29 protein-coding genes and 1 tRNA gene are annotated in these 26,205 nt (G+C 49.1%); 11 read left to right on the top strand and 19 right to left on the bottom strand.

What is annotated here, in order from left to right:
- Nucleotides 1-43: 43 nt before the first annotated feature.
- A complete protein-coding gene (locus tag MTBMA_RS00775; protein ID WP_013294995.1) occupies nt 44-796 on the bottom strand; it encodes a HesA/MoeB/ThiF family protein in 753 nt (250 codons plus the stop codon).
- A 284-nt stretch (nt 797-1,080) separates the two neighbouring features.
- Nucleotides 1,081-1,189, bottom strand: a tRNA-Met gene (locus MTBMA_RS00780).
- A 139-nt stretch (nt 1,190-1,328) separates the two neighbouring features.
- Here MTBMA_RS00780 and MTBMA_RS00785 point away from each other — a divergent pair.
- Nucleotides 1,329-2,327, top strand: coding sequence for a hypothetical protein (locus MTBMA_RS00785; protein WP_013294996.1), 999 nt, complete (start codon nt 1,329-1,331; stop codon nt 2,325-2,327).
- A 10-nt stretch (nt 2,328-2,337) separates the two neighbouring features.
- Entirely contained in the window at nt 2,338-3,165 is an 828-nt protein-coding gene (locus MTBMA_RS00790; protein ID WP_013294997.1) for a methanogenesis marker 8 protein, read from the top strand.
- A 2-nt stretch (nt 3,166-3,167) separates the two neighbouring features.
- Here MTBMA_RS00790 and MTBMA_RS00795 read toward each other — a convergent pair whose 3' ends face one another.
- Nucleotides 3,168-3,545 carry a CBS domain-containing protein gene (locus MTBMA_RS00795; RefSeq protein ID WP_048901256.1) on the bottom strand — a complete coding sequence of 126 codons (378 nt, stop codon included), beginning with the start codon at nt 3,543-3,545 and terminating at the stop codon, nt 3,168-3,170.
- Between the two features lie 46 nt (nt 3,546-3,591).
- Here MTBMA_RS00795 and thiC point away from each other — a divergent pair, with 46 nt between their 5' ends.
- The 6 genes from thiC to MTBMA_RS00825 all read left to right on the top strand — a co-directional run bounded on the left by thiC (nt 3,592) and on the right by MTBMA_RS00825 (nt 8,622).
- Nucleotides 3,592-4,863 (top strand): phosphomethylpyrimidine synthase, encoded by a 1,272-nt coding sequence (thiC, locus tag MTBMA_RS00800; RefSeq protein WP_013294999.1) that lies wholly within the window; start codon nt 3,592-3,594, stop codon nt 4,861-4,863.
- Nucleotides 4,864-5,002: 139 nt separating this feature from the next.
- A complete protein-coding gene (locus tag MTBMA_RS00805) occupies nt 5,003-5,281 on the top strand; it encodes a glutaredoxin family protein (protein WP_013295000.1) in 279 nt (92 codons plus the stop codon).
- 9 nt (nt 5,282-5,290) lie between these two features.
- Nucleotides 5,291-5,743 carry a ferredoxin-thioredoxin reductase catalytic domain-containing protein gene (locus tag MTBMA_RS00810; protein WP_013295001.1) on the top strand — a complete coding sequence of 151 codons (453 nt, stop codon included), beginning with the start codon at nt 5,291-5,293 and terminating at the stop codon, nt 5,741-5,743.
- A gap of 19 nt (nt 5,744-5,762) precedes the next feature.
- Nucleotides 5,763-6,515, top strand: a complete 753-nt coding sequence (locus MTBMA_RS00815; RefSeq protein ID WP_013295002.1) for a helix-turn-helix transcriptional regulator — start codon at nt 5,763-5,765, stop codon at nt 6,513-6,515.
- Between the two features lies 1 nt (nt 6,516).
- Nucleotides 6,517-8,172: an ATP-dependent DNA ligase gene (locus tag MTBMA_RS00820; RefSeq protein WP_013295003.1), complete on the top strand. Its 1,656-nt coding sequence runs from the start codon at nt 6,517-6,519 to the stop codon at nt 8,170-8,172.
- A gap of 48 nt (nt 8,173-8,220) precedes the next feature.
- Nucleotides 8,221-8,622: an exodeoxyribonuclease VII large subunit gene (locus MTBMA_RS00825; RefSeq protein ID WP_148215519.1), complete on the top strand. Its 402-nt coding sequence runs from the start codon at nt 8,221-8,223 to the stop codon at nt 8,620-8,622.
- 1 nt (nt 8,623) lies between these two features.
- Here the strand turns inward: MTBMA_RS00825 and MTBMA_RS00830 are convergent, their stop codons facing one another.
- Nucleotides 8,624-9,142 carry a beta-class carbonic anhydrase gene (locus MTBMA_RS00830; protein ID WP_013295005.1) on the bottom strand — a complete coding sequence of 173 codons (519 nt, stop codon included), beginning with the start codon at nt 9,140-9,142 and terminating at the stop codon, nt 8,624-8,626.
- 24 nt (nt 9,143-9,166) lie between these two features.
- Between MTBMA_RS00830 and MTBMA_RS00835 the strand changes: the two genes are divergently transcribed.
- Both MTBMA_RS00835 and glmM (MTBMA_RS00840) read left to right on the top strand, forming a co-directional pair.
- On the top strand, nt 9,167-10,594 hold the full coding sequence (locus MTBMA_RS00835) for a glycosyltransferase family 39 protein (RefSeq protein ID WP_083772510.1): 1,428 nt from the start codon (nt 9,167-9,169) through the stop codon (nt 10,592-10,594).
- Between the two features lie 71 nt (nt 10,595-10,665).
- Entirely contained in the window at nt 10,666-12,039 is a 1,374-nt protein-coding gene (gene glmM, locus MTBMA_RS00840) for a phosphoglucosamine mutase (protein ID WP_013295007.1), read from the top strand.
- Here the strand turns inward: glmM (MTBMA_RS00840) and MTBMA_RS00845 are convergent.
- The 14 genes from MTBMA_RS00845 to MTBMA_RS00910 form a co-directional block, all read right to left on the bottom strand.
- Complete coding sequence (locus MTBMA_RS00845) at nt 12,036-13,169, bottom strand: tetratricopeptide repeat protein (protein WP_013295008.1); 1,134 nt, start codon at nt 13,167-13,169, stop codon at nt 12,036-12,038. The genes glmM (MTBMA_RS00840) and MTBMA_RS00845 overlap by 4 nt on opposite strands.
- 17 nt (nt 13,170-13,186) lie before the next feature.
- Nucleotides 13,187-13,882 carry an anaerobic ribonucleoside-triphosphate reductase activating protein gene (locus MTBMA_RS00850; RefSeq protein WP_013295009.1) on the bottom strand — a complete coding sequence of 232 codons (696 nt, stop codon included), beginning with the start codon at nt 13,880-13,882 and terminating at the stop codon, nt 13,187-13,189.
- A gap of 5 nt (nt 13,883-13,887) precedes the next feature.
- Nucleotides 13,888-14,988 (bottom strand): histidinol-phosphate transaminase, encoded by a 1,101-nt coding sequence (gene hisC, locus MTBMA_RS00855; protein WP_013295010.1) that lies wholly within the window; start codon nt 14,986-14,988, stop codon nt 13,888-13,890.
- A 48-nt stretch (nt 14,989-15,036) separates the two neighbouring features.
- Nucleotides 15,037-15,501, bottom strand: coding sequence for a gamma carbonic anhydrase family protein (locus tag MTBMA_RS00860; protein ID WP_013295011.1), 465 nt, complete (start codon nt 15,499-15,501; stop codon nt 15,037-15,039).
- 13 nt (nt 15,502-15,514) lie between these two features.
- Nucleotides 15,515-16,780, bottom strand: a complete 1,266-nt coding sequence (gene glmU, locus MTBMA_RS00865) for a bifunctional sugar-1-phosphate nucleotidylyltransferase/acetyltransferase (protein WP_013295012.1) — start codon at nt 16,778-16,780, stop codon at nt 15,515-15,517.
- 4 nt (nt 16,781-16,784) lie between these two features.
- On the bottom strand, nt 16,785-18,128 hold the full coding sequence (gene glmM, locus MTBMA_RS00870; RefSeq protein ID WP_013295013.1) for a phosphoglucosamine mutase: 1,344 nt from the start codon (nt 18,126-18,128) through the stop codon (nt 16,785-16,787).
- 1 nt (nt 18,129) lies between these two features.
- On the bottom strand, nt 18,130-19,359 hold the full coding sequence (locus MTBMA_RS00875) for a 2,3-bisphosphoglycerate-independent phosphoglycerate mutase (protein WP_013295014.1): 1,230 nt from the start codon (nt 19,357-19,359) through the stop codon (nt 18,130-18,132).
- Between the two features lie 31 nt (nt 19,360-19,390).
- Entirely contained in the window at nt 19,391-20,074 is a 684-nt protein-coding gene (locus MTBMA_RS00880) for a TIGR00297 family protein (RefSeq protein ID WP_013295015.1), read from the bottom strand.
- A 19-nt stretch (nt 20,075-20,093) separates the two neighbouring features.
- Complete coding sequence (locus MTBMA_RS00885; protein WP_013295016.1) at nt 20,094-20,681, bottom strand: 30S ribosomal protein S3ae; 588 nt, start codon at nt 20,679-20,681, stop codon at nt 20,094-20,096.
- Between the two features lie 231 nt (nt 20,682-20,912).
- The gene (locus MTBMA_RS00890) at nt 20,913-21,242 is read right to left on the bottom strand and encodes a NifB/NifX family molybdenum-iron cluster-binding protein (protein ID WP_013295017.1); all 330 of its coding nucleotides are present in this window, start codon (nt 21,240-21,242) and stop codon (nt 20,913-20,915) included.
- 1 nt (nt 21,243) lies between these two features.
- Nucleotides 21,244-21,804 carry a flavodoxin family protein gene (locus MTBMA_RS00895; RefSeq protein WP_013295018.1) on the bottom strand — a complete coding sequence of 187 codons (561 nt, stop codon included), beginning with the start codon at nt 21,802-21,804 and terminating at the stop codon, nt 21,244-21,246.
- Between the two features lie 8 nt (nt 21,805-21,812).
- Nucleotides 21,813-22,598, bottom strand: a complete 786-nt coding sequence (mtnP, locus tag MTBMA_RS00900; protein ID WP_013295019.1) for an S-methyl-5'-thioadenosine phosphorylase — start codon at nt 22,596-22,598, stop codon at nt 21,813-21,815.
- A gap of 15 nt (nt 22,599-22,613) precedes the next feature.
- The gene (locus MTBMA_RS00905; protein WP_013295020.1) at nt 22,614-24,062 is read right to left on the bottom strand and encodes an RtcB family protein; all 1,449 of its coding nucleotides are present in this window, start codon (nt 24,060-24,062) and stop codon (nt 22,614-22,616) included.
- Nucleotides 24,063-24,087: 25 nt separating this feature from the next.
- Complete coding sequence (locus tag MTBMA_RS00910) at nt 24,088-24,510, bottom strand: archease (RefSeq protein ID WP_013295021.1); 423 nt, start codon at nt 24,508-24,510, stop codon at nt 24,088-24,090.
- A 125-nt stretch (nt 24,511-24,635) separates the two neighbouring features.
- Here MTBMA_RS00910 and MTBMA_RS09050 point away from each other — a divergent pair, with 125 nt between their 5' ends.
- Nucleotides 24,636-24,806, top strand: coding sequence for a hypothetical protein (locus MTBMA_RS09050; protein WP_013295022.1), 171 nt, complete (start codon nt 24,636-24,638; stop codon nt 24,804-24,806).
- On the opposite strand, the gene MTBMA_RS00915 is transcribed toward MTBMA_RS09050, so the two are convergent.
- Nucleotides 24,807-25,931 carry an ORC1-type DNA replication protein gene (locus MTBMA_RS00915; protein ID WP_013295023.1) on the bottom strand — a complete coding sequence of 375 codons (1,125 nt, stop codon included), beginning with the start codon at nt 25,929-25,931 and terminating at the stop codon, nt 24,807-24,809.
- Nucleotides 25,932-26,205 lie beyond the last annotated feature (274 nt).

The raw sequence follows: 26,205 nt of genomic DNA on the forward strand, positions 1-26,205 counted from the left end.
CGGAAGTAACTTTCCTTCTACTGGTTTATATATTTTTTGGCCATTATAGTTCAACAATTTTGAATGGTTCGCCCAGGAGCAGATCAAATTTCAGCATCTTCGGCGCGACTATTGGATCGCCCCTCCCGGTTATCAGTTTAAAAACCTCAGCCGCCTGCAAACACCCGGTAACATTGGCCACAGGCCCTATGACCGGCGGAGTTTCAGAGGATAGTTCTTTAAGCTTAGCCTTAACATCCCCTGTAAGGTCAAGACCCCTAGATGGTAGATTGAAAAGTTCCTCATAGGATGGAGAATCAGATGTGAAGACGCTCACCTGACCCATGGATCCATGTATGGCTCCGTGTATGAAGGGTATGCCCTCCTTGCTGCATCTTCTTGACGCCATGACCCTGGAGGTTATGTTATCAAGGGCGTCCACCACGGCGTCACTACCATCAATTATGGTTGGGGCATTTTTTTCCGTGAAACACTCATGAAATGCCTCAACATCAGCGAAGGGATTCACGGTCCTGATGCGTTCTGCTGCAACTTCAACCTTGGGGAGCTTAAGGGCGCTGAAACTGCTCATGAGCTGCCTGTTGATGTTTGAGACATCAAATACGTCGCTGTCTATTATCCGGATTCTGCCTATACCCATTCTCGCAAGCATCTCAACTGCAGCCCCACCTATACCACCACATCCAATTACAGAAACAGTTGAATCCCTGAGCCTTAACTGTTCGGCCTTTGAAATGAAGCCCATCTGCCGGCTGACCATCTCCCAGTATGCCATACTCTCATATCTTCTAGGCATTCCAACCCTCTTTAAATCCTATCGCAGTATATGTATGTCACTGAATTATATTAATGATTTTTACAGGTTTTAGCGGTCACATCATGACCCGGCACTGCATTGAAGTGGGTGGATGTGGCTTGCCGCATAAGAATAGGAGATTAAGTGGATTCGATAAATGACTGGTGATGTGGCCCTGAGGACACTGAATAGCATAATTAACTGGACTCTGTAAATGACTGGTGATATATTGCTACCATAAAACAGATGATCATCAGCGTATAATAAAAAAAGTGGTTTCAAGATGCCGGGGGCGGGATTCGAACCCGCGACCTCACGGTATCCCAGGAAAAAGTCAGAGCACTGCTTAATACCCTATGAGCCGTGCGCTCTAACCAGCTGAGCCACCCCGGCGTAGCTTATAAAAAATCAGTTTTCATCCAATTTAAACTTTTCTGTTAAACACCTGCGATGCATGAAAGCCACCACGATGCAACCATTATTACTGGGTGGTAACATAGATACAATCAGCCACTTGCAGTGGGGGAGGTCCATGCAGATCAGGGATCTTGATCTTTCAGAGGGTGCATGTGGTGCATGCCACCGGGTACTCAGGCATCTCTCAGAGGAGGAATTCATCATTGAAACCTCAGAGTACCCTGAGGGCGTCAGGGCACGTATACTGGACCCCTCAGGAGAGCTGGCTGGAGAGGGTTCAGACATAACCTGGGCCCCGGCAGTTCTCGACGCACAGATAAACGCGGGCTTTATTGATGATGACCTTTCAGATGTCCTGAAACCATTTCTTACAGATAAAAGGGACCAGAAGCGCGTTGCAGAAATGGCAGGGTATGGAAGGGTTGTCAACACAGCATCCATGGTTATATCACGGATATGGTCAGAGGGGGGGTCTGTTGAGGTTAAAAGGGATGGGGCAGGTATAAAGGTTGTTCTCTATTCCAAAAGTGGTGAAGAAACTGTATCCGCAGCCTCAGGGTTCTGCCCGGTCTGCGCAATCAACATAGCGGCTTCGAGGGTGGATTCACTGAGAAAGGAAATTGCCTCAGGAAGGTCCCGGAACACTGGAATGGAGAAATATGAGAGGGGGATCACCGGAAGACTTGAATGGAGGGGTAGGAGGGTTCACTCATATCTTATTGAGGATGGAAAGGTTATCGGAAGGAACTGGGGGTGCTGCATAGCATATGCTACCATAAGGGCCGAAATCGATGCAGGATTTGGAAGCAGTAAGTGGAACAGGCTCTTCAGGAATTACTGTGACCTCTGCCCACTCAAACATTTCTGGCTTGACAGGTCCATGGGGGCCCTGGGCAACAGGATCCTCCACAGGATGGGCAGGGCAGGTGTAAGGGAAAATGTAAGAATGGAAGATTATATAACTGTGGATATCATATCTGGTGATGAGAGGGTTGCATGTGGTATAGGGACGCTATGCTCATTCAGTGCAACTGTAAATGCGCTTCTGAGGTCAGATGCTTCACTGATCCTGAAACCTGATCCTGCCGAAGGATTTCCATATCCCCAGCGTTGAGGTGTTCTCTGTGGGTGAACATGTAATAGAGGCCCTGGGCAAAACCCGGGTTACAGTGAGGGACGGTAAGGTGGTCCATGTATCAGAGCCACTGATCCACTACTGCCCCCTGTTCCATAAGTATCGTGGCATTGAAAAGATCACATCTGAGGCGGTCCGCCAGAATATTGAATTTCGCATCAAGGATTTTGGCATGTGCACAGCCAACCGTGAATTAAGGATGAGGGATTTTCTATCATTTGGCATCTCAGAGATTATCTCAACACTCCTTGCCGAGGGGGAGGTGGACGCAGCCGTGATGGTCTGCGATGGGGCAGGAACCGTCATTGTAACAGAACCAGAACTTGCACAGGGTATAGGCGGAAGGATATCAGGTTTCATCAGCACCTCTCCTGAAAAGGATGTTATAGAAAAAATTGGCCCCAAAAATGTCCTTGACCCTCAAAAGGCAACGATAGACCAGCTTAAGGGCGTTGAAAGGGCTCTTGAAATGGGTTACAGAAGGGTTGCAGTCACAGTCAAGGATCCAGATGAGGCAGAGCAGTTAAGGGAAATCGGTGATGGAGAAATATACCTCTTTGCGGTTCACCTCACAGGAATAGATTACAGGGGCGCAGAGAGAATAATCAATACATGTGATGTTGTAACAGCCTGTGCATCAAAGTACATAAGGCGAATAGCAGATAGAAGGGCGCTGCTGAAGGTGGGCTCCTCAATACCCATATATGCGTGCACAAAAAGGGGTAAAAGATTCATTGAACTCAGATTGGAGATGATGGGGGCTTCGGGGAAGAAAAGTTCAGAAAGAAATCCACTGTCACCTGAACCCCTTGTATAACTCTAAAGGTGGTCCGCAACAGCCTTTATGATGCAGCTCTGAGTTATAAGCCCCACGAGCATATCATCTTTTACAACAGGCAACCTCTGATAACCGGTATCTGCCATTATCCTGCTTATCCTGCTTATTGGAGTATCCTCATGGACAACAACAAGGTCCTTGCTCATGATATCCTTCACCCGCAGTTTCAGGGCCTCACCACCGGCAAGCAGAATATCCCTGTGGGTTATGAGGCCAACAAGTCTGCCGTCCTCCACAACAGGGACGCCGCCAACATTTGCACGGACCATCTTGAGATTTGCAGCTGCCACAAGGTCTTCTGGATTAGCCACAATAACATCACGCAGCATTATGTCCCTTGCACGGAGCTTTCTAATCATGAAATTATTTTTATTGATGTCCATATATTAAGATTGAGGGATCAAAGTGACTCAGATGGAAGATGCAAGAAAGGGCAATATAACTCCTGAAATGGAGGAGGTAGCCCGAAAGGAGAACATTGATATTCAGATTCTCATAAAAAGCATTGCAGATGGTAGAACTGTCATACCATCCAATGTTAATAGAAGTTCATCACCATGCGGCATAGGGGAGGGCCTTTCAACGAAGATAAATGCCAATATTGGTTCATCCTCAAAGATGGAGGACATTGACCTAGAAGTTGAAAAGGCAATGGCGGCCGTGGAATATGGTGCAGATGCGGTCATGGACCTCAGCACGGGTCCTATGCTCCGGGAAGTTAGAAGGGCCGTACTAGAAGCCGTAGACGTACCCGTTGGAACAGTACCCATCTATGAGGCAGGCGTTGAGGTCTTCAGATCCAGCGGCTCGGTTGTGGACATGGATGAGGATGACATGTTCAGGGCAATAGAGAACCAGGCCAGGGATGGCGTTGACTTCATGACAGTGCACTCCGGGATAACCCTTGAGACAGTTGAGAGGGTCCAGCGATCAGACAGGATAATGGGTATAGTGAGCAGGGGCGGAGCATTCCTTGCGGCGTGGATAATCCACAACCAGGAGGAAAACCCCCTCTACAGTAACTATGACTACCTCCTTGAACTGGCATATGAGTACGATGTAACACTGAGCCTAGGGGATGGCCTGAGACCCGGCTGCCTTGCAGATGCATCGGATATACCCCAGATCCAGGAACTGCTCACCCTCGCAGATCTCGTTTCAAGGGCCCGTGATGCAGATGTACAGTGCATGGTTGAGGGTCCTGGCCACATGCCACTCGACCAGATCGCAGCAAACATGAAGATACAGAAGTCTGTCTGTGACGGTGCACCATTCTATGTCCTCGGTCCAATAGTCACCGACATGGCCCCAGGGTATGACCATATCAGTGCGGCCATAGGTGGTGCAGTTGCGGCAATGAACGGGGCCGACTTCCTCTGCTATGTAACACCTGCAGAGCACCTTGCCATACCCGGTGTGGAGGATGTTATTGAGGGGGTGGTGGCTTCCAGGATAGCTGCACAGGCCGCGGACGCCGCAAGCAAATTGTCGGGTGCCTGGAAATCTGAACTTGAAATGGCAAATGCAAGGAAATCCTTTGACTGGGATAAACAGTTTGAAATGGCATTTGACTCAAGAAAACCTGCAGAGTACAGGATGCAGTGCCCCATCGATGATTCAGAGATGTGCACCATGTGCGGGGAATACTGCGCCCTCAGGATCCTCAGAGGTGATTGAAGCACTGTTGAACATGGTCTCTGGAATGTCTGTGCTACCCCAGGTCTGAGGCAGGGGGACAGAACAGCTTCATCTACTGTGCTGTTCTATTCCCCAACAGTTAATATGGACCATTAACAGAAATTACAGTGGTGGTCCAATGAAATTTGAACATGTCGACGGGAGCGAAAAGGCAGAGATCCGGCTTTTTGCCCTGAGCACGTGTGGCTGGTGCAAAAAAACCCGTGAGCTGCTGGATGAACTTGGTGTGGCCTATGATTACATATACGTCGACCTCCTCCATGGTGATGAACGAGAAAAAGCCCTCAGTGAGCTCCGGAAGTGGAACCCATCCCTCTCATTCCCCACACTTGTGATAGACGATGGGGATGTTATTGTGGGATTTGATGCACTCTCAATAAAATCAGCCCTCAGGTAGGGGATCATCATGGCTGGTGAACTTGAAGCACTCTACAGAGAGATCAGGGAATCTGCAGAGAAATCAGGCTATAAAATCAACCCTGACAGGGAATTTGTCATGGACCTCCTGCGGGGGATCCTCACCAACCGTGAGAGGTATGGTTATGATTCCTGCCCCTGCAGGCTTGCATCCGGCAATCCAGAGGATGACAGTGATATAGTGTGCCCCTGTGATTACAGGGACGATGATCTTGAGGAGTATGGGACCTGCTACTGCGGCCTTTACGTTGCGGATGAGGATGTGGAGTTTAAATCAATCCCTGAGAGAAGGAATATGGAGAAAATCCCTGGGGGTAAACTTGACCTTAAGATCCCGGTACTCCGGTGCCGTGTATGCGGTTATCTCTGCGCAAGGAAGGCACCACCCGAACCGTGCCCCATATGTGGTGTCAGCGGAAAATTTGATGTTTTCCTTGAATAGAAGATGGTGAGGTGAATCCTTGCTGGAAGGCTACAGTGAAGTCAAAGAGGATCTCAGGTTCATTTTTGGCTCTGAGGTGAGGCTGAAGGTCCTACTTGCTCTCATGGATGGTCCCATGGAGCTATCTGAGATGAGGTCAGTTATAAGATCAAGTTCATCAACGATTCTACATGCCATATACCAGCTGGAAGAGAAGAGAATGGTCTCAAGGACCAACCGCAGGTATGAGCTTTCAGCAACAGGGAGGATAATATCCCTCAAGGTGCAGGGTATCATAGGGTCACTTCTTGCTATTGGAGATCTGTCGGAATTCTTCCTTGACCACGATCTATCATCAATACCAGATCACCTCCTCTCAAGCATAGAAGCCCTTGCAGGGGCAACTCTTCTTGAATCAAAGCCCGAGAACCTCACAGAACCATATGATGTGGTGGCAAAGAACGCCCTGAATTCAGAGAAGGTCTGGGTCCTATCGGGGGTATATCACCCCTTCTATGGGGATCTCCTGAGGTCAGGGGCGGAGGCTGAGATAATGCTTTCAGAGGATCTTATAGCCTCCATTGAAGATGATTTGCCTCAGAATGCCGGTATTCATTCCATACCGGCAAAGCTTAAGTTCAGCCTCATAATAACGGAGGGTTCAATGGCCCTATCTCTTTTTCTGTCAGAAGGTCTCTATGATCCGTCAAGGTTCCTCTTTTCAAGGGATGATGAGGCAATTGAATGGGCATGGAGCCTCTTCAGACACTTTACAGATGATGGAGTTGGATAGATTGCTCTATATTGAACTTGCAGAGGTCTACAGAAAACTGGAATCAACAACAAAGCGCCTCGAAAAGACAGATATCCTTGCAGAGCTCTTCAGCAGCGTTGAAAGGGACCTTTTACCTGTGGTGACCCTCCTCATGCTTGGAAGGGTTTTTCCAATCTGGAGTGAGGAGGAACTAGGGGTTGGTATAAAACTTCTCATGAGGGCGATATCAACTGTCGTGGGCGTTTCGGTTGATGAAATAGAAGATGCAATGAGGGAGGAGGGAGATATCGGGCTTGCGAGCGAGAAACTCTTCTCAAAGAAAACCCAAACTACCTTCTTTTCGCAACCACTCACGGTTGAATTTGTTTATGATAAACTGCGCTCACTGGCATTTGTAACAGGTGAAAGGGCCCAGTCAAGGAAGATAGGTATACTTGTTGAGGTCCTATCCCAGGCAAAGCCACTTGAGGCACGTTACATCACCAGGACGGTCCTTGAAGAACTCCGGGTGGGGGTTGCAGAGGGAATTATAAGGGATGCCATCTCCAGGGCCTCAGGAGCCGACCCTGCGCTTGTTGAGAGGGCCCACATGCTCACCAATGACCTGGGTATGGTGGCTGCCGTTGCAATGGAGGAGGGTAATCCGGGCCTTGAAAAGCTGAACCTTGAACCTGGAAGGCCTGTAAAGCCAATGCTTGCACAGCTTGCTGAGAGCATAGAATCTGCGATAGAGGATCTTGGAAGGGCATTCTGTGAGACAAAGTATGATGGTATAAGGGTCCAGATACACCGAAAAGGGGACGAGATATCTATTTTCACACGGAGACTTGAAAACATAACCGCGGCGGTCCCTGACATCCTTGAGGGCGTTGAAAGGGCGCTCCCGGATGAAGACTACATAGTTGAGGGTGAGATCATCGTTACAATTGAGGGCAGACCCGCTTCCTTCCAGTACATACTCCAGAGGGTCAGGAGAAAGTATGATATAGAACGATTGAGGAGGAAGGTTCCCCTTTCCCTCTTCCTCTTTGACGTCCTCTATTATGAAAGACCCCTTATCGACGAACCACTTAGGGAGAGGAGGAGGGTTCTTGAGTCAATCATCTCTGAGATTCCAGGGGAGATTGAGGCGAGCCGGATGGTTGATGTGGGCCCTGATAACGTTGATGAAGCCCTGTGGCTCTTCAGGGAATCAATAAGGGAGGGTCATGAGGGTATAATGATAAAGGACACAGAGTCACCATATATACCGGGTATAAGGGGTAAAAAGATGCTTAAATTCAAGGCCGAACCCGAAACACTGGACCTCATTGTGGTTGGTGGCACCTATGGCCGCGGAAAAAGGGCCCACCTTATTGGTTCATACCTTCTGGCTGCAAGGGATGATGATACAGGGGAGCTTGTGACGGTGGCTCATGTTGCAACGGGACTGGATGATGAAACCCTCCAGGAACTCTCAGAGAGGATGGAGAACCTTGCCATTGAGCGGAAGGGCAGGAAACTGAGTGTCAGGCCTGAGATAATACTTGAGGTGGCCTACAGTGAAATAGTCCGGAGCCCTGAGTATGAGAGCGGCTACTCCCTTCGTTTTCCTGTTGTAAAACGCATAAGGGACGATCTAAGCCCTGAGGACATTGATACGGTTTCCCGTATAGAGTCAATGTTCAGGGCTTGATGCGGAACTCCAGTAATATTTAAATATTCATATGTATTACATAATATCATGGGTTTCATGCTGGATGACAGGGCACTGCTTATCATCTCGGTCTTACTTGGAATCGCCGGGTTTATTGGAATGATAGTATCATCAGCATCACTCACACCCCCCGTCGTTAGAGTGTCAGATCTGGACAGGGCCATGATGGACAGGGAGATTACGGTTGAGGGTACAGTGATGGCGGTTCATGAACTCGAATCCGGGACTTTACTTTTAAAAATAAATGATGGGACAGGGACGGTAACAGCTGTTGCATTTAAATCCGTCTCAAAGGACATGGAACTGAGTCCTGAAATCTTAAGTGGAATGAGGATCCAGGTAACAGGAAGGGTTAAGGAGTATCATGGATCACTGGAGATCGTTGTTGAGAAACCATCATCCATCATGCCAAAATCATTTGGGAGTTAGTTCACTCATCGATGTGCAATGGTTTCAGTTCACCTGTGGCTATGTCAATTATAAGACCATGGACCTTTACTGATTCAGGTATAAGTGGCGATGAACGCAGCCTCCTGATGCCCTCAATCACGTTTTCCTCCTCATCGACTATGGGGTTCAGTGTGCTGAGGCTGAAATTTTCAATGACATCCTCATCAACACCAAGTTTCCTCATCTCTGATACTATGCGGTCCCTCTCAAGGCGTGTCATACCACAGTCTGTGTGCCCCACTATGATTATCTCCCGCACACCAAGGGCGTATATGGCCACTGCAGCTGACCTCACAGCACCATCATCCACGATGTTACCTGCATTCCTTATTATCTTTGCATCACCCCTGCCTATGCCGAGGGCCTCCTCAAGGAATCCTGTGAGCCTTGAGTCCATGCAGGTGATGATACAGAGACCCTTCGCTGGGTTTGCGCTCAGAAGGGATCCTTCTTCCTTAACAAATTTTCTGTTTTCAGAGAGGATATCCTTAATAACCATGATAACCAACCTCATTCTATGCCCATGAAAAGCATAGCGGGAATACCGATAGAGATTGTCAAGAGGAACTCCAGTGTGATATTGACCCTTCTACCTCCAGTCTTTGCATTCCTCCTGGCACTCGTACCATCCCTGAAGTACAGCACCCCACTTACATGGGATATCTACTACCACGTACATAACGCTATGCTTTACATGGATAGGGGCATCGTGTTCTGGGATCCACTTACATGTGCCCCTTACGGGAGACCCATCTGTTATCCCCCCCTCTTCCATATAATGCTGACTCTCCTTGTTAAAATCACCGGTCTTGGTTTTTTAACTGTGGCAAGGTTCATACAGCCTGTGATGGCATTCCTGATTATTCTGTCATTTTCTTATATTGCAGGAAGGTTCTATGGATCTCTCGCAGGATTTTTGACCGGAATGCTTTCAATTTCAAGCCTGTTCTTCTTAAGGATAATCATGCCCATTCCAGAAGCCCTGGCCATGATATTCTTGCCCTTTTTTGTTTATGGTTATTGCATTTCTATGGAAAATGATTCTAAACTTTATCCGGTCTTCACAGGCATCATCCTTGGCGTGCTGATGTTAACACATCTCTTATCCGCCGCAATGGCCCTTGCAGCGGTGTTAATCTCAGCGCTGGCTTTTCGAATCAGCAGGCACGCTGTAAAACCTCTAAATCTCCTGTTAATTATCCTAACGGGTTTCGTGCTGGCGATTATCTGGTACGCGCCTCTTCTAATTAAATATGGGTTTTTCTTCAGGCCACCACCGGCAGACCCACTTTCCATTGTGGGGTACCTGAACCATTTAGGGGCGTTGCTCACAGTGCTTGCACTGACAGGATTAATCTGCGCACTTAAAAGAAGAGAGAGGAGGGATATTCTTATGGCCAGCTGGTTCATATTTGTTCTGGCCCTGAGTGCCGGTTACACTGTTGGATTGAAGGTCCTATCGGATAGAATACTGTACTTCGCACTCTTTCCTGCAGCAGCAATGGGGGCCAGCATATTCAATTCAATGAAGGTGGCTGATAGCAGGTGGCCTGTTTATGTTCTGGTCCTTTTCATCTCAGTTTACTCCCTCTGCAGCGGCTACGGAATTGCAAGCACCGTGAAGCCGGAGGTTTCTGAATCTGAACTGGAAGTTGCCCAGTGGTTCAAGTATAATGGGGACCATAAAACCGTTGTAGTGTCTGATTACCATATTCAGCCGTTAATAGTTTCTATTGCAGGGCAACCGGTATCTGCAGGTGGCTATGCCCCGGGATCTAAGGACACGATTGATGCCCGGAAATATACTATCACCTTTGATTATACAGAGGATGACATCAGAATAGATAGGGTAGGTTATATAATTCTTGACACTAAAAACAGGAAAACGCCCCCGTATTCACGGAAGGTCTACAGAAACATGGATTTTGTGGTTTATAGAGTGGAAGTTTAGGATATTTTGTGGTTTATGTGGCGGAAGTCTATCAGGCTCCTTGCGATCAATAATCATATGAGGTTATAAAAATGAAGAGGCTCTTCGGTACATTTGGTGTTAGGAGACTTGCAAATGAGGTTTTAACCCCTGAATTCGCATCTAAACTTGCAGCAGCATATGGTTCCATTGTAGATGGAAAAATTGCTGTTGGAGGAGATACAAGGACATCCACTGTCATGATAAAAAATGCTGTTATATCCGGCCTTCTATCAAGTGGATGTGATGTTGTTGACCTTGGGATACTGCCGACACCAGCGGTCCAGTATGCGGTGAGGAATTACTATGATGGGGGTGTTATCGTAACCGCTTCCCACAACCCCCCAGAGTACAATGGGATAAAATTCGTTGACGGTGACGGTATAGGGATCCCTGATGATATGGAGGAGGAAATAGAGGATATATTCTTCCAGAAAAAATTTAAGAGGGCTTCATGGAATGAGATAGGCCATCTAACAGTCAATCAGGGCATAATAGATGAGTATCAGGAGGAGGTTATAAGGAGGGTCGATGCAGAGGCCATCAGAAAGAGAAACTTCAGGGTGGTGGTTGACTGTGGCTGCGGCGCTGGATCCTACACAATGCCATACATCCTCAGGAAACTGGGCTGCAGTGTTGTAACCCTTAATTCCCAGCCTGATGGGTTTTTCCCTGGTCGTGACCCTGAACCTGTCCCTGAGAACCTTTCTGAGCTCATGGAGACTGTCAGATCAACCGGGGCTGATCTGGGGATAGCCCATGATGGCGACGCCGATAGAACAATATGTATAGATGAGAAGGGCGAATTCGTCCTCGGTGATAGGACCTTTGCCCTTGTTGAGAAGAGGATGCTCCAGGAGAACGGCGGCGGAATAATAGTTACGACAGTCGCGACATCCTCAGCAATATACGACGTGGCAGAGGAGAACAACGGTGAGGTGATTGCAACCGCTGTGGGGGACCTCCTTGTGGCCAGAAAACTTAAAGAGACAGGGGGTCTGTTTGGGGGCGAGGAGAACGGTGGTCTGATATTCCCTGACTTTGTATATGGAAGGGACGCTGCCCTTACAGCCGCAAAAATCCTTGAGATAATGGCACATGAAGGAAGGCCCCTCTCTGAACTTGTGTCAGAGCTTCCATCATATTACTCCGAGAAAAAGAAGGTAAAATGTCCCGATGAAATCAAGGGGGATGTCATGAAACTGGTGGCTGAAATGGTGAGCACTGAACCTGGTGTGAGGGATATAGATACAACCGATGGCGTTAAAATCTTCAGGGACAGTGGTTGGGTTATAATAAGGCCTTCAGGTACAGAACCAATATTCAGATGCTTTGCAGAGTCAGACACCCAGAAAAATGCCACTAAAATGGCTGAATGGGGAATATCCCTGGTGGAAGAGGCCATTGAGAAACTCGGGAAGGTCTAGAGGTTTTCAAGGCACTCCTCCATGAGTATCTCTGCATCCTCATTTTCAGGGTTTAACTGGAAGGCCCTGCTGAATGAATCCAGGGCCTCCTCAAATCTTTCAAGTTCCAGCAGCGCAACACCCAGGTTGGTCCAGTAGACATCATTCTCTGGATCCATTTCAATGGCCCTTCTGTAGCATTCAGCGGCCTCTTCAAATCTTTCAAGCTCAAGAAGGGCGTTGCCCTTACGGTTCCAGAGATGGGGGTCCTGTTCATCTTCAAGGGCCAGTTCAAGGGCATTGTTGTAGGATTCAAGGGCATCCTCCATCCTTCCAAGTTCTGAGAGCAGGTTTCCCCTTGCTGTCCATAATTCAGCATTCCGGGGGTCCCTTTCAATTGCCTTCTCATAGAATTCAAGGGCTTCAACCGGTTTTTCAGCCACCTCGAGCATAACACCCCTCCAGTAAAGCAGGGCAGGGTCATGGGGCCTTATCTTCAGGGCCCTTGAACTGGCCTCAAGCGCCTCATCCACTTCACCCGCATTCAGGAGGGTTATGGCCATGTTGTTCCATATATATGGATTTTCGGGATCTATTCTTATGGCTCTCCTGTAGTTTTCAAGGGCTTCATCGAATCTCCCAAGCCTTGTGAGATTGTCTGCCAGTCTGTTGAGCACGTAAACATCGTCAGGGTCAATGCGGAGGGCTGCAGTATAACAAAGGCGGGATTTATTGAATTTTCCTGAATCAAAGAGTATGTCAGCCCTCCGGGTTATCATGGCCTTTTCATCGATCTTTTTGCCCTCCCATTCCTCCACTGGCAGTTTCCTGAACCTTATAACCTGGAATTCGGTTTCATCATCCACGTCACCCTGATACATCCTTTTGAATTCTTCCTCCAGTTCCCTGGCGTCCCTGAAACCATCCTCCCTTGCCAGTTCATCGTTTTTCCTGAGCTCACCGAACCTGACGGTTTCAACGTCTGTGACCACTGCCTCGAATACCTTCTCTCGGTCCTTGGAGACAAGGTTCCAGTAACAGTGAAGGCGATCACCCGCCCTGAGGGGTCTCTTCCATTTCCGGCGTATTGTCATGGTCCTTTTTCCGGTTACAAGGTCAATGTCCCTGCTGCTGAATGATAGTATGGGCAATTTGGTATCTCCCCCGATTACTGAATTTCTTCCTCTCCAAACTCCTCGGTACGTATCTTAACCTTCCGGAAATATTTTTTAATCTTCAGGGCAAGTTCCCTGAGCATGCGTGGTGATGGGGGCTCAAGGTCCTTCAGTTCTTCATCCAGGACAACCCTGTTTCTGAACTGCTGGATAACGTAGATGTCACAGTCTATGGACTCTGCGATAATCTTAAGGTCCTCCCCGTCCATGAGGCCAGGCACAAAGGTTGTCCGGCACTCAACAGTAACATCTGAGCCTGCAAGAAGACGGAGACTCTCCCTCACACCATCACATCTCGCACCTGCAAGTTCCCTGTAACGGTGGAAGGGGGCCTTCACATCCACTGCAACATAATCAAGTAAGGGCAGCAACCTCCTGAGGGCCCCAGGGGAGTAACCGTTGGTGTCAAGCTTTGTATGGAGTCCCAGGGAACGTGCGTGCTGTAGTACTACCTCAACATCGTCCACCTGGAGGAGGGGCTCGCCACCACTCACCACGACGGCATCAACAAAGTCTGTGTATTTCTCCATATCCTCCAGGATATCTGAGAGATCAGCCTCCACCCCTCCATCTATGAGTTCAGGGTTATGGCAGTAGGGGCACCTGAAGTTACACCCTGCTGTGAATATCACAAGGGAGAGTTTACCTGGATATTCGAGGGTTGAAACTGCCATTGAACCTATTTTCATTGAAATCACGAAATGATCTCAGCGAGAACCTCAAGGAACCTTTTATCCTCCTCAAGGGTTCCAACACTCACCCTTATCCAGTACTCATCGAGACCTGAAAATGAGGTACAGTCCCTCACGATGATCCCCCTCCTTAGAAGCTCCTCTGCAAGTTCAGCGGCGGTTTTACCCGTACCCCTCACATCAAGGAGGATGTAGTTTGCATATGATTCAAATACCCTGAGGCTTTCAAAATTTTTAAGTTCCCCATACAGGTATTCCCTGCTCCTTATGGAGTACTCTGCAGATCTTTCCAGGTATTCCCTGTCCTGAAGGGTTGCAAGGGCCGCTGCATGGGATGGCCTTGTGAGGCTGAATACCGGTTTAACCCGGTGCATGTAATCTATAACCTCGGGGCTTCCGAGGCCGTAACCTATCCTCATGCCTGCAAGACCCATGACCTTCGAGAAGGTCCTCATTATAAAGATGTTCTCATGGTCAGATAAGAGGTCCACGTTGCTGACACCTGCAAATTCAAAGTAGGCTTCGTCAACAACCACAAGGGCGTCTGTGGACTCTGCAACAGCCTTTATATCCTTCTTATCTATAAGACCGCCTGTGGGGTTGTTGGGTGTGCATAGAAAGACCAGACGTGTTGAGTCATCAATCGCATCAAGGACCGATTCAAGGTCAAGGCGGTTCTCCTCAACATCCCACCGCGCATGAACGGGTCTCGAATCATGTGCCTGGAGGGTGTATTCATAGTACATGTATGATGGCATCGGCACAACGAAGGCTTCTCCCGGGTCAATGAATGTTCTACCCAGTACATCAATGATCTCATCTGCACCGTCACCACCCACTATGACCTGGTCTCCATCTACGCCGGCATAATCTGCTATGGCTTCATGGAGGTCTTCAAGGTTTGATTCAGGGTACCTGTGGGCGGATTCGAGTTCCCTCTCCATCGCCTTAACCGCGGCTGGCGATGGACCCAGGGGGTTCTCATTGGACCCCAGCTTGATTATATCACTCTCTCTGAGGCCATAATTCTCTGCTATCTCCTTTATGGATCTTCCAGGTACATATGGCTCCATTTTATCAATTACCGGACGAACTCTGACCATAGAATCACTCTTCAACTCATGTTTACAGTTATAGACCCTGTTCGATTTTCAGTCTTTATATTCCTGCGCAAGGTGGAAGTACCTCTCTGCATTCTCCCTTATGGACTCTATCTCATCATCATTGAGCTCCCTGACGGCCCTTGCAGGAACACCCATGATGAGACTTCGGGGCAGGAAACCCTTACCTGAGGTAACAACCGCGCCTGCACCGACAATTGAATTTTCAGCCACAAGGGCTCCGTTGAGGATGGTTGAATTCATGCCCACCAGCACATTATCCTGTATGGTGCAGCCATGGAGAACCGCGGCGTGACCCACAGAGACGTAATCCCCCACCTTCACAGGGTATCCTCTGCTTGCATGGACAACACAGTTATCCTGAATATTGGAACGGTATCCTATCCTTATGGGTTCTATGTCACCCCTCAAAACAGCGTTGTACCACACAGATGAGCCATCACCTATCTCCACGTCCCCGATTATTCTGGCGCCTTCAAATACACGGTAATACACGGTAAAACCACCATCAGTCCCTTATAATGTACTCCTGTTTGAGTATCACAAGTTTATCAGAGGGCACATCCTCGTATATGACGCAGCCGGCACCAATACGGGAACCCTTCCCAACCTTGACACCGGGATTGAAGCTTGAGTTTATACCGGTCTTCACACCATCCCCGAAAACCGCTCCAAGTTTCCTGCGGCCCGTGTCCACAGACTCCTCCTTGACCCTCATACGTACCGGCCCATCATCAAAACGTAGATTGGCTATATTGGTACCGGCTGCTATGTTGCAGTCTGCACCTATGACAGAGTCACCCACATAGCTGAGGTGGTTAACGTTGGTACCATCCATTATGATGGAATTCTTGATCTCAACAGCATTACCGATGCTCACATTATTACCTATACATGTATGGGCACGGAGGTAACAGTTGGGTCCAATGTCACAGTCTTTACCGATGTAAACAGGGCCCTGGATGTAGGTACCTGACCTTATAATGCTTCCATCACCCACCACCACCGGGCCGTGGATGGTCACACCATCCTCCACTTCACCATGGATGGACCTCTCAAGGCCCTTCATGAGCTTTTCACTGGCATCCAGGAGCTCCCATGGCCTTCCAACATCTATCCACTCCCTCTCTGATACTATGGCCCTTACTGGGAGGTCATCCCTCACCTGCATCATTATGGTATCTGTTATCTCGTACTCTCCCCTCCGGGATAGGGGGGTCTGCTCTATGTAATCAAAGACAGCTGGACTGAACACATATATACCGGTATTTATGAGGTTCCCGGCATCGACATCAGGGGACGGTTTTTCGATTATCTCCCGTACACGGTCACCCTCAAGCCTGACAGCCCCAAAGGAACTGGGGTCGGGAACCTCACGGAGAACCATCAGGGTTTCGGGTTTCATATCACCGTAGGCGGATATCAGATCACCCACAAGCTGCGGGTCGGTTATTATGTCACCGTTCAGGACTATGAACTCGTCACTCACCATACCTGCGGCCTGGCCTATTGCATGGGCTGTTCCAAGGCGTTCATCCTGTTTCACGTAGCTTATGTCAACCCCAAATTCGGATCCGTCCCGGAAGTGGGACCTCACCACCTCCTCACGGTAACCGGTTATCATGATTATCTCACTGACACCGTTATCTCTGAGGGCATCCACACTGTACTCCACCATTGGTTTGCCTGCAACCGGCAGCATGGTCTTGGGCCTTGTAAGTGTGAGCGGCCGCATTCTTGTACCCTCACCAGCAGTCAGGACGACAGCCTCCATATCATCACCCTATCATATTTTCAAGGTAGGCACGGGTCTTCTCATGGATCTGACGGGCCTCCTCGTCGGTCTTGCCCTCAAGGGTTATCCTTATATAGGGTTCTGTTCCTGAGGGCCTCACAAGAACCCAGCTTCCATCCTCCATTGATATACGGACCCCATCTATCGTATTGATCTCTGCAGCGTCGGCGAATTCACGGCTGAGTTCAGAGGCCACCATCTCCATCACGGCTCCCTTCCTATCATCGGGGCAGGGAACCTTATCCCTTATATTGGGGTAGGATGGCACCTCATCCAGGAGCACCGAAAGGGGACCCTTCCGTGAGATGAGCTCGGCCACCCTGAGCGCCGATAGTATCCCATCGGGGCACATGCAGAAGTCAGGGTGCAGCCAGGTCCCTGATGGCTCTCCTCCGAAATCAGCACCCTCCTCTGCGATGGAGTTTGCCACATGGACATCACCCACCCGTGTCCTTATGACCTCGCCGCAGTCTCCAAGGCATTCATCCACACAGAGGGATGCATCCACGGTTGTGATGATCTTTCCCCCTATCTCCCTTGCCATGAGGGCCAGGAGTTTATCGAAACTTGCAAACCTTCCCCTGTCATCCACCGCAACCATCCTGTCGGCGTCTCCATCATGGGCTATCCCCAGATCAGCCCCGGTTGATCTGACAGTCTCCATGAGCTCAGATAGATTCTCAGGGACAGGTTCAGGGTCACGACCAGGGAAAAACCCATCAGGCTGGGAATTAAGGGTCACAACACTGCAGCCGGCCATCCTGAATATGAGCGGTGATAGGTGGGAGGCTGCACCGCAGCCACAGTCAATTACCACCTTTAGGGGTCTTTCAATGCTGACCATTCCAGCGACGGCATCAGCATAGTCATCCCTGAAGTCAGCTTCCCTCACTGAGCCGAGGCCATCCCACCCCCTCCTATTAAATTCTCTAGAATGAATTATTGATTCTATGATGCGCTCCTGAGATGGGCTGTAGGCCATTCCATCAGGGTTCCAGAGCTTTATGCCATTGTAGGGTGCGGGGTTGTGGGATGCCGTTATCATTACACCGGCGTCGGCACCCAGTCTTGAAGTTGCGTAACCAACAAGGGGCGTCGGCACCATTCCGAGTCTGATGACGTCACAGCCACACTCGATTATCCCTGCAATCAGGGCACTTTCAAGGAGCTGGCTGGATGTTCTCGTGTCGTAGCCAACAACGACCTTACCCCCTCCCAGGTGGGTTGCAAGGGCCCTTCCAACATCCACTGCAAGTTCAAGCGTCACCTTCTCCCCGAAACGGCCCCTTATGCCAGATGTTCCGAATAATCTCTTTTCCTTCTTCATTTTAAGCCCCGAATTTTTCCTTTCTGTTCATGAGGTCAAGGAGTATGTCCATGACATGAGATCCCCTTATCCTGCAGAGGCCACCAGCAGCCGCGGCCCTCTCACTGAATACACTCACATCATCAACCCTGACCTCTGGCCCGTTTATTGTGATGGGGACAGGGTCCCCTGTGTGGTCCATGACAGATACCGGTGTTGAATGGTCTGCAGTGAGTATGAAGTAGATATCATCGCGTATAAGGTCACCGAGGATGGAGTCAACCCTCTCTATGAACTCAACCTTACCCTCAAGGTCCCCATCATGACCAGCCTCGTCTGCACCATCTATGTTTATGAGCAGGAACTCGTATTCGTCATCAAGGGCATCCTTTATCGCATTCTTTATACTCTCCAGGTCGGTGTCTGTACCCCCTGTGGCCCCTTCAACATCAATCACATCCATTCCTGTGATGTGCCCTATACCCCTTATGAGGCCTGTCTCAGCGATGCAGGCTGCTTTCAGACCGTAGCGGTCCTCAAATTTTTCAACGTCAGGAACAGCACCCGCACCCCTTGGCAGTATTATATTTGCAGGCGCCTCTCCATTTCTGATTCTTTCGGTGTTCACGGGATGGTCCCTGAGGATTTCATAGGATTCCCTCACCAAATTGTTAAGTATATCGGCGGTTTTCTGTGATTCAGGGGATCCATCAAGGGCTTTCACCTTCTTAGGGGGTTTTCCTTCAGTCTTGGGATCTGCATCTGATACATTATCACCCAGCCCGGGGCCCCTGAGGACCAGGACGGCCCTGTGGCCTGTTGACTCCCTGAAGATTATTTCAACGTCCTCAAATCCATCCAGGGTCATTGAGTTGATGGCCTCTGCTATCTGGGATGTCCCTGACCTTATTCGCCCTGCCCTTCTGTCGGTTATCACAAGGTCATCGTCTGCGGTTGCAAAGTTGCATCTGAATGCAATGTCCCCTGGCCTCACATCCAGCCCCACACCTGCGGCCTCGAATGGACCCCTTCCGGTGTATACACTGTAGGGGTCATATCCCAGTATGGAGAGGTGTGATGTGTCGCTTCCTGCACGGACCCCTGGTCTTATGGGATCCATTATACCATTGATACCTGAACTGGCCAGCCTGTCCATATTAGGGGTTTTTGCGGCCTCAAGAGGTGTTTTACCTCCAAGGCTTTCAATGGGGCGGTCGGCCATTCCATCTATTATCATTATTACCCCTTTCATGATTCACCTACCTTCCTAGATTTATGGATCTCTATGCTAATAAAATTCCTATAACTGCCCCTGTTACCGTTGCAAGGAGGTTAACATGCTCATTGTTGAGGTACTTCCTTCTCTCAAGGACGGCCCCCAGGAGGCTGTCCATGAAGCAGCCCACAGTACCTGCAATCACGGCTATTTTCATTGATTTAAATGGATCGGGACAGACACCAAGCAGAAACGCTGATAAACCAATTATACCGGCCCCTGCTATCCCTGCGGCGGTTCCAACAATGGATATACCCCCATCTGTTCCGGGTTCCACCCTTTGGAGTGTTGTTATGAGGCGTGGTGTCTGCAGAACACCGATTTCACTTGCCATGGTATCAGCGGTCGCTGTTGCAACGGATCCTATGAAACCTCCGAAGAATCCATCATAGTATCCAAAGGCAGCCATTACAAAGGGCACTATTCCGTTGGATATAACATTCTTGGCACTTCTTGTTCCCTCAAAAACTCCAATGGATTTCTTGTATTCATGCCTGTACTTTGTTGAAAGAAGGCCAAGGATCAGAAAAATAAAAATGAGGATCAACCAGTTAAAACCGGCAGATAATATTATGAGCAAACCCATAAGGACCATGAAGAGGGATCCCCATACATCAAGCGCACCTCTCTGATATGTTAAAAATCCAATGAATACGCACAGAAGCACGTATCCAATGTTAAGGTCTGTCATGGGGGTCCCGGTCCATGTTTCAGGCTGGTTCCTCTAGAACCCTTGTTTTTATTATCTCAACCCTCTTGAGGGGGTATATCTTCTTTGCCTGGTGGTATATCTCTGAGGCGATCTTTCCTGTTACAATGCCCTCAACGAATTCCTCGAAGGTCTTTTCAGAGGCTATCTCCTTCACGTGTTCCTCTATGCTCTGCCTCATGTATTTCTGCTGTGAGGACTTGGCCCTCCTGATTGTTATGGCCAGTGGATGGACCTTAAGCTTGTAACCATCCTTTGTTTCAACTATAACCGGGGCATCGACCCTGCTTGTACCCCTCCTTATCATGCTCCTGACGTAGTCTGTTGTGACCTGATGACCTATGAATTTGGTGGTCGCCTCACTTCCGGCAACGTTGTTTATCTGGAACTTCAGTTTGACGTACTGCTTTGAAAAGTCGCCTGTCAGTTCCCTCATTGTTGCCTCAACCCTCCTCTTGAGGAGGAAATCAGGGTCCCTTGATGGTGTTGTTCCTATATCGTTTTCTCCAAACATTTTAGGACTCTTTATCACATACCATTTCTTCTCTTTCCATGTATCACGTACTCTCCTTCTTCGAGCCTTTGCCATTATATCACCTTAAATTTAACACCGTAAAAACAGCTGGTTTAATATAATTCAAAAAATTCATCTTAACTGGTTAAACCATGATAGGAAGTTTCTACACCGCCAGTTATGAATAGTCTATAATTATGATGAGGCAGTATTTAAACCTTGACATCATGGGGGTATATGGTTCACCTTAAGCGGGGATTCACCTGCTGTGCGGGGTCCACTTCTGTGGGGGTGCGTCCGGGATCTTCAGATGGTGGAGTTCATGAATTCGAAGTGCCTCACCCACCTTTCCAGGACCTCACCAACCGGCCCCTCGTCGGCCACAAATTTCAAACCGGCATCCTCGATTCCCATCTTCCCTTTCAGGCCCACCTGGATGGCTATTACAACATCACAGTCCATTATGGAATCAAGAACCTTTCTCCACTGATGCTTATCACTTTCAGCGATATCAACAGTTCTTTCCTCTACGAATTCCATTTTTCCATCGCTGTAGTCATATATTAAAAGTTTTGATGCCCTTCCAAAGTGGAGGTCCACCTCCTCCCCGTTGGAGGAGGCGACTGCTATCCTCATATTACTCCCCGCTTTGAATCCTCTTTATGAGTTCAGCCACGTTCTCCCCAAAGCGCCTTATGGTTTCCATTCCCTCATCATCATCCTCAACCTCGCCCGGGGCCCATCCAAATACCATGTTCCAGTAGGTTGAACCGGGGACTATCATGTCATTTATGAAGTAGAACATGAGGAGTTCCTGTATCGTTGCTGTGTGGCCTCCCCGCCTTGCAACAGCAATGGGGCCCCCAACCTTCCAGCTCAGGAATCCGTCTGAGACCCTTGAAACCATTCCGATACGCTGCAGGGCTGACATGAGGTCACCCCTGGCTGTGCCAAAGTAGACTGGGGTTGCAACTATCAGGCCCTCGGCATCCCTTATCCTCTCGATTATCCCGTTGAGGCCATCATCGATCTTGCAGCGGTGCTTCTTTGCACAGCTGAGGCAGGCACGGCAGGACTCTATATTCATCCCCCTGAGGGATACTATCTCACATTCAACACCACGACTCTCCACCGCATCCCTGCAGTGCTCAAGGACCATCATGGTGTTGCTTTCTTTCCTTGGACTTGCAGATATCATTAAAACCTTCAAGGACATTCCTCCATATTTTCATTAACATCAGCGCCGCTGAGGGCACTCTGACAGCTACAGGCAGGGTTTTGGGGGAGCCTTGAAATTGCCCCCTCAAGTGTGTCGATGAGATCCTCCCTCCTCTCCTCCATAACCTCAAAGACCTCTGTGATGGTGAGCTTTGAGGGGGATATGGATGCAGCGTAGTTTGAGACCAGGCATATGCTTGCATAGCACATCTCGAGTTCCCTTGCAAGCACAGCTTCGGGGATTCCAGTCATCCCAACAACTGTGCCCCCGAGTGACCGGAACATCCTTATCTCGGCGGCTGTTTCAAACCGCGGCCCCTCGGTGCAGACGTATACACCCCCATCAACTGCACCAGAGGACTCCACCAGTGCAGAGCGAAGGTCCCTGCAGTAGGGCTCCGTCATATCCACATGGACGGTCCTCTCATCATAGAATGTTGAGGGTCTGTTTTTTGTGAAGTCCAGGAAGTCGTCCGGGACGACAAATTCACCGGGCCCTATGGATTCTTCAAGGGAACCCACAGCGTTTGTTGCCAGTATCTGTCTGACACCCAGTTTCTTCAGGCCCCAGATGTTTGCCCTGTAGTTGACCATGTGGGGCGGGCTCTCATGGCCCCTGGAGTGCCTTGGCATGAATGCCACATCCCTGTCATGAAGCCTGAAAACTGATATTTCAGGTGTTCTGCCGTATGGTGTCTCCAGAGATTCCCTTCCGATTATTCTTCCATGCTCCACTATCTCGTATACCCCTGTGCCTCCGATGAGCCCTATCATTGATTCACCGCCAGACTATCCCTTTGCGACTCCCAGTGGGAGCATCCTTGCAACAAGCATGGATATGCCGGTCTCGTGGGCTGTCCTGACCACCAGGTCAACATCCTTGTAGGCACCGGGGGCCTCCTCTGCAACCACTGGCATGGATGTTGCCCGCACATAGATGCCCTCACTTTCAAGTTTCCTCTGAACCTCCTCTCCACGGTAGGTTTTCTTTGCACCTGCACGGCTCATCTTTCTCCCTGCCCCGTGGGCGGTCGAACCGAAGGTTTCCTCCATTGCAACCTCTGTTCCGTGGAGCAGGTAGGATGATGTCCCCATGGTACCTGGAATTATGACCGGCTGACCGATCTTTCTGTATTCACCGGGAATCTCCTTTCTGCCCGGTCCAAAGGCCCTTGTGGCTCCCTTACGGTGGACGAAGAGCTCTGTATCACGTCCCTTTACAGTGTGAACCTCCCTCTTTGCTATGTTATGTGCCACGTCATAGACGATCTCCATCTCCATGTCCTCTGCGCTCATCCCGAAGACACTTTCAAAGGACTCCCTCACCCAGTGGACTATCATCTGACGGTTGGCCCAGGCATAGTTGGCTGCGGCTGCCATGGCCTGGAAGTAATCCATGGCCTCATCCGAGTCCACCGGGGCGCAGGCAAGCTGCCTGTCAGGTATGTTTATCTTGTACCTCCTGTATGCCTTGTCCATAAGCCTCAGGTAGTCTGAGCATACCTGGTGGCCGCATCCCCTTGAACCTGAGTGTATCATAACGGCGACCTTGCCGGGGCTCACACCGTAGGCGGCGGCAGCCTCCTCGTTGAATATCTCATCTATCATCTGGACCTCGAGGAAGTGGTTACCTGATCCAAGGGATCCAAGCTGGGGTATGCCTCTCTTCTTGGCCTTATCACTGACCTTATCTGCACTGGCATCCTCCATTTTGCCGTTCTCCTCCAGGAATTTGAGGTCCTGATCCCATCCGTATCCATTTTCAATGGCCCATTCAGCCCCGTTTTCAAGAACCTCATCGATTTCACCGGGCCTGAGCCTTATCTTTCCCTTACTCCCAACACCTGATGGTACATTGGTGAAGAGGGTGTTTATAAGTTCCCTTATCTTTGGCCTCACATCCTCATGGTCCAGATTGGTCCTGACCATGCGGACACCACAGTTTATGTCGAATCCAACACCCCCAGGGCTTATGACTCCTGTGCGGGCGCTGAATGCACCCACACCCCCTATGCTGAACCCGTATCCGAAGTGTATATCTGGAAGTCCAATTGAAAACTTCTGGATCCCGGGGAGACATGCAACGTTTGCAACCTGATCAACAGCCCCCTTCTCAAGGTCCCTGAGGGCCTCATCCTTCAGGAATATTCTTCCAGGAACCCTCATTCCCTTCTTGTATGATGTTGGAACTTCCCAGACGGATTCTCTTACCTTAACCAGATCTTCCCTTATATCCATACGCATCATCCTCTCTAATTATAAATCACAGGTCCAGAATAACTCTCGCCTTCATCAACCCATTCTCTTCAAGGATATCCATCATGTGAAAGGTCACGGCTTTAACCTCATCACGCCTCTCATGGTGGTCCTTGATCACCTCTCCCGAGGCTTTACCTCTAAGCCGCAAGCCATCATCATCTTCATCTATCTTAACTTTGAACTTACTGAATAAAATAAATTCAGTGTCATGTATAAAGAGGAGTTCATCAATCCAGTCATAGAGTAGCGAAACCATATCCTCGGATTTTATTTCCACCCTCCTGCTTTCCTCTGCTTTGACAAGTGATGTGTCTGTCATTATCTCGAACATTGCAAGGGCGGCGTTTTCAAACACCTCCTCTGGTGTACGGCCATAGGCCCAGTATCCTGCATCTGCAGTCACATCAAAGAATTCAAACCTTTTCATGGGGGACTCTCCATTTATCTGATTCAGAGGGGCCACTCTTTATTTCATTCACTGGTTAGTTTTCAGATGCTCTCTATCTCTTTTTTTAAATAAATCTCCGGTGAAGATGATAGTGGAGTGGTAGTATGTACAGTCTCAGGAAACCAAACAGTATCAGGAGAAGGGTCTGGCTGCTGACGGTGGCCGGTGTTGATCCAAGGTCATTCATCTTGATTTCAGTTGTGATCTCTGTCGTAGTGTGGGGCCTTCTCATGGTGGCGGTAGGGGCCAACTCCAACTGCCCTGCAGGGGTCTGATCAGTCAAGGCACCTCTTAAGTTCATCCCTGCTGAATCTGGGGATCACAATCCTTGAATTACCACGAACACCCTTACCTGTCAGTCTCGTGTCAATGAGCCTCAGAAATTCAAGCTTCTCAATTGTCCTGTTGAATGACGAGTAACTTGCCCCTGTCCTCTCATGGAAGAGCTCATAGAGCCTGCCGGCGGTTATGTCGTCATCCTCGGCCTCAATCATACTAATGAGAAACTCCTTTTCCTGGCTGCTGAGCGTCCTCACGGTGTGCATGAGGTTAACCGGCCCGGCGCTCCTCACACCCCTTTCAAGGTGTTCCTCTGTTATTAAAGGTGATGCATCGGCCTCTGCAAGGTTGCCGCATACCCTCAGGAGGTCTATGCCGTAGCGCAGGTCCCCGGTATCCACGGTGTGATCGGTTATTCTCTCTATGAGTTCATCTGAGATCACGCCTGGATAGAAGCCCACCCTCACACGATCTCTGAGGATATTGAATATCTCCTCGCGGGTGTAGGGTGGGAATATGATCTCCTGGGGTATGAATATGGAGTTGACGTTTTTATCAAGGGCGTACCTGAATTCAATGTCAGATAAAACCGCAAATACACCGGTTCTAACACCATCAAACACCTCATGGGCCCTCAGTATATCGTAAAGGACCTTGTTGGCGTTTTTACTGTAAAAGAGGTGGTTTATATCATCCAGGGCCACCACCAGCGCCCTGTTTTCACTGGCCAGGTGCTGCATTATCGCCTGGTAGATCCTGGAGAACGGCACACCTGTTTCAGGGGGCTGGTGACCGAATATCTTGCTGTAGATCTGTGAGAAGATACCGAATCTTGTGGTGTGAAGCTGACAGTTTATATAGCAGCAGACAACGTTTTCGGATGTTGACTCAACCATCTCAAAGATCTTCTTGATGGCGGTGGTCTTACCTGTTGCACAGGACCCCAGTATGATGGCATTCACGGGCCTTCCATTCCTCAGAGCAGGCCTTATGCAGACTGCAAGGGCCTCCATCTGGGATTCCCTGTACCTGTAGTTTTCAGGGACATAGTCTGGGTCAAAGGCATTCATATCCCTGAAGATGGTTTCATCATGAAGCAGTATATCCCTTATATCCTTCATATCCTTCACAGCTTATTTTAAATGGGCATGTAGATTTTTTGCAGGAGCACATCAGGATCCTCAGAATGATTTATCTGGTAACGACCTAATAAGGTTTTATCTGGATCAGCCCGCTTATAAGAAGATATGCTGGATCATTTAAAATCAATAATTAGACTCACCTTATTGATTGAACTTGTTGTTAGATGAACTGCAGGCCCTCACAGCAGCATGAATTCAGACCCTCATAAACGTATGATTTATAACCGTAAAGAATGCTCGCAGACATAGTATC

The sequence above is a fragment of the Methanothermobacter marburgensis str. Marburg genome, from assembly GCF_000145295.1.
Taxonomy (GTDB): Archaea; Methanobacteriota; Methanobacteria; order Methanobacteriales; family Methanothermobacteraceae; genus Methanothermobacter; species Methanothermobacter marburgensis.